Origin of the sequence: Mesorhizobium sp. M5C.F.Ca.IN.020.29.1.1 (genome assembly GCF_003997375.1) — a bacterium.
GTDB classification, from domain to species: Bacteria; Pseudomonadota; Alphaproteobacteria; order Rhizobiales; family Rhizobiaceae; genus Mesorhizobium; species Mesorhizobium wenxiniae.
In genome coordinates this window covers 1-2768 of the sequence record NZ_RZSW01000676.1, presented here as the reverse complement: position 1 = coordinate 2768, position 2768 = coordinate 1, and the positions used below count along the sequence as shown (strand labels likewise).

The following is a 2768-nucleotide window of genomic DNA, read 5'->3' as shown; positions in this document are numbered from 1 at the left end:
CGTGCTGATAGCGGGCGACGCCGATGAGCCGTTTTCGATCCAGAGCATTTCGAAGGTGTTCACGCTGACATTGGCGCTCGGCAATGTCGGCGACGCGCTGTGGCAGCGTGTCGGGCGCGAGCCTTCGGGCAACCCGTTCAACTCGATCGTCCAGCTCGAGTATGAGAACGGCATTCCGCGCAATCCGTTCATCAATGCCGGCGCCATCGTCATTTCCGACATTCTGCTCGCTGGCCACCAGCCGCGCGAGGCGATCGGCGAGATCCTGCGCTTCATCCAGTTCCTGGCCGACGACGAGACCATCATCATCGACCGCGAGGTCGCGGCTTCGGAACGCGCTACCGGGTTTCGGAATTTGGCGCTTGCCAACTACATGAAATCCTTCGGCAACCTCAACCACGCGCCGGATCTGGCGCTGGGCGTCTATTTCCACCATTGCGCCATCGCGATGAGCTGCCGGCAACTGGCGTTGGCCGGTCGCTTCCTCGCCAACGGCGGCAAGAACCCGGCGACCGGCCATTCCGTGGTGTCAGCCGAGCGCGCCCGCCGCATCGGCGCGATGATGCTGACCTGCGGTCATTATGACGGCTCCGGCGATTTCGCCTTTCGCGTCGGCATCCCCGGCAAGAGCGGCGTCGGCGGCGGCATTCTGGCGATCGTGCCGGGCGTGGCCTCGCTCGCCGTATGGTCGCCCGGCCTCAACGCCAACGGCAATTCCAGGCTGGGGTCGATTGCGCTGGAAAGGCTGGCGAAGATGATGAACTGGTCGGTCTTCGCGCCATAAAGCTTGTGGCGATTCAGATAAGAAGAATCCCGCGCTGTCGACAAGACAGCGCGGGATTCTTTGGTCAAAAGATCAGGCTAAACCACCGAAAAGCTTAGAAGAAGCCTTTCCGCTGCCACCAGCCGGCACGCTTCGGCTTTTCCTCGGTCTTTTCCTCTTCGGCAACGGTCGAAGACACGATCGGCTCAACCGGCGCATCTACCGGTACAGGCTTGCGTCGCGATGGGCGAACCGTCGGTTTTTCGTCGACGGTGGCCACGGCTGTTTCCTCCGGAACAGGTGCGGGAGCCTCGGCAGAGGTTTCCGGCTCGGCTACCGGCGTCTCGACGACGACGTCCGCCGCAGCCTTCTTCGGCTTGGCGGCGCGGCGCGGCTTCTTCGGCTTTTCGGCGCTCGGCATGTCGTCATTGGCCGGAGCAAGGTCCACAGGCTCTTCGACCGGCATTGCTGCTACCGGCTCGCTGGAGACGGTTACGCCCTCCAAGACTTCGCCTTCGGGGCCATCAGCCGATTCTGCAGTGCCTGCATCGACCTCGCCTTCGCCGTCTTCACGGCGATTGCGCTTGCCGCCGCGCTTGCCGCGCCGGCGCTTCTTGCCCTGACCTTCATCCGGCCCCCGACGTTCATCAGGCTCTTGACTGTCATCCGACGCTTCCACCGCCTCGGTGACGCCGACCTGGTCCTCGTGGTCTGCTTCAGCGCCTTCATCGCTTGAGGCTTCGGAGACGCCATCGGCTGTGGCCGAGAGGGACGCGACTTCCACGGGGGCGCCATGCTCGCGGTCGCGATCCTTGCCGCCGCGCCGTCTGCGGCGCTTGCGGCGCTTGCGGTCGCGGCCTTCGCCATCCTCGCCTGGCCTTGGCTGCTGCGGCTGCTGAGCTTGGCGCGGTTGCTCCGCCGGTGCAACGGCCTCGTCTTCCTCCTCCTCAATGACGGTTTCGTCGGCGGGCTCTTCCGGCTCGACATAGGCGGGCAAGGTGCGCACCTCGACGAAGCCTTCAGGCTTTTCAGCCAGCGCGCCGCGGAAGATCGCATAGTGCTGGGCGCCGACCGTGTCGTCGGCTTCGACGGTGATGGTCAGGCCGAAGCGGCTTTCGAGTTCCACCAGCGTGCCGCGCTTGTGGTTGAGCACATAGAGCGCGGTCGCCGCCGGCGTCCGCACCGTGATGTGGCTGCGCGAATCCTTGAGGAGGAATTCCTCGATCGCCCGCACAACCATCAGCGCGACAGACGAATCGGACCGCACATGGCCGGTACCGCCGCAATGCGGGCAAGGCTTCATCGTCGATTCCAGCACGCTGGCACGGATGCGCTGGCGCGACATCTCCATCAGACCGAAATGCGAGATGCGGCCGACCTGGATGCGGGCGCGATCGTTCTTGAGGTGATCCTTCAGCCGCTTCTCGACGGAGCGGTTGTTGCGGTTCTCCTCCATGTCGATGAAGTCGATGACGATCAGGCCGGCGAGATCGCGCAGCCTCAGCTGCCGTGCGACTTCCTCGGCCGCTTCCAGATTGGTGTGAAGCGCTGTGTCCTCGATCGAGTGCTCCTTGGTGGAGCGGCCCGAATTGACGTCGATGGCGACCAGCGCCTCGGTCTGGTTGATGATGATGTAGCCGCCGCTCTTCAGCGTCACCTGCGGCTGCAGCATGCGGTCGAGCTGCGCCTCGATGCCATTGCGCACGAAGATCGGAGTCGTGTCGCGGAACGGCTGCACGACCTTGGCGTGGCTCGGCATCAGCATGCGCATGAAGTCCTTGGCCTCGCGATAGCCCTCTTCGCCGGAGACCAGGATCTCGTCGATGTCCTTGTTGTAGAGGTCGCGCACCGAGCGCTTGATCAGGCTGCCTTCTTCGTAGACCAGGGCAGGGGCCGTGGACTGCAGCGTCAGATTGCGGACGTTTTCCCAAAGCCGCATCAGATATTCGTAGTCGCGCTTGATCTCGGCTTTGGTACGGCTTTCGCCGGCTGTGCGCAGGATGAC

At 63.9% G+C, this 2768-nt stretch carries 2 protein-coding genes; one reads left to right on the top strand and one right to left on the bottom strand.

Annotated features, from left to right (window positions below; genetic code table 11):
* Positions 1 to 784: glutaminase (locus EOA85_RS31915; protein WP_127212386.1), on the top strand; the 784-nt coding region annotated here is incomplete at its 5' end.
* Positions 785 to 878: 94 nt separating this feature from the next.
* On the opposite strand, the gene EOA85_RS31910 is transcribed toward EOA85_RS31915, so the two are convergent.
* Positions 879 to 2768, bottom strand: a 1890-nt coding sequence (locus tag EOA85_RS31910) for a ribonuclease E/G (RefSeq protein WP_164760014.1), incomplete at its 5' end; no start/stop codon positions are given.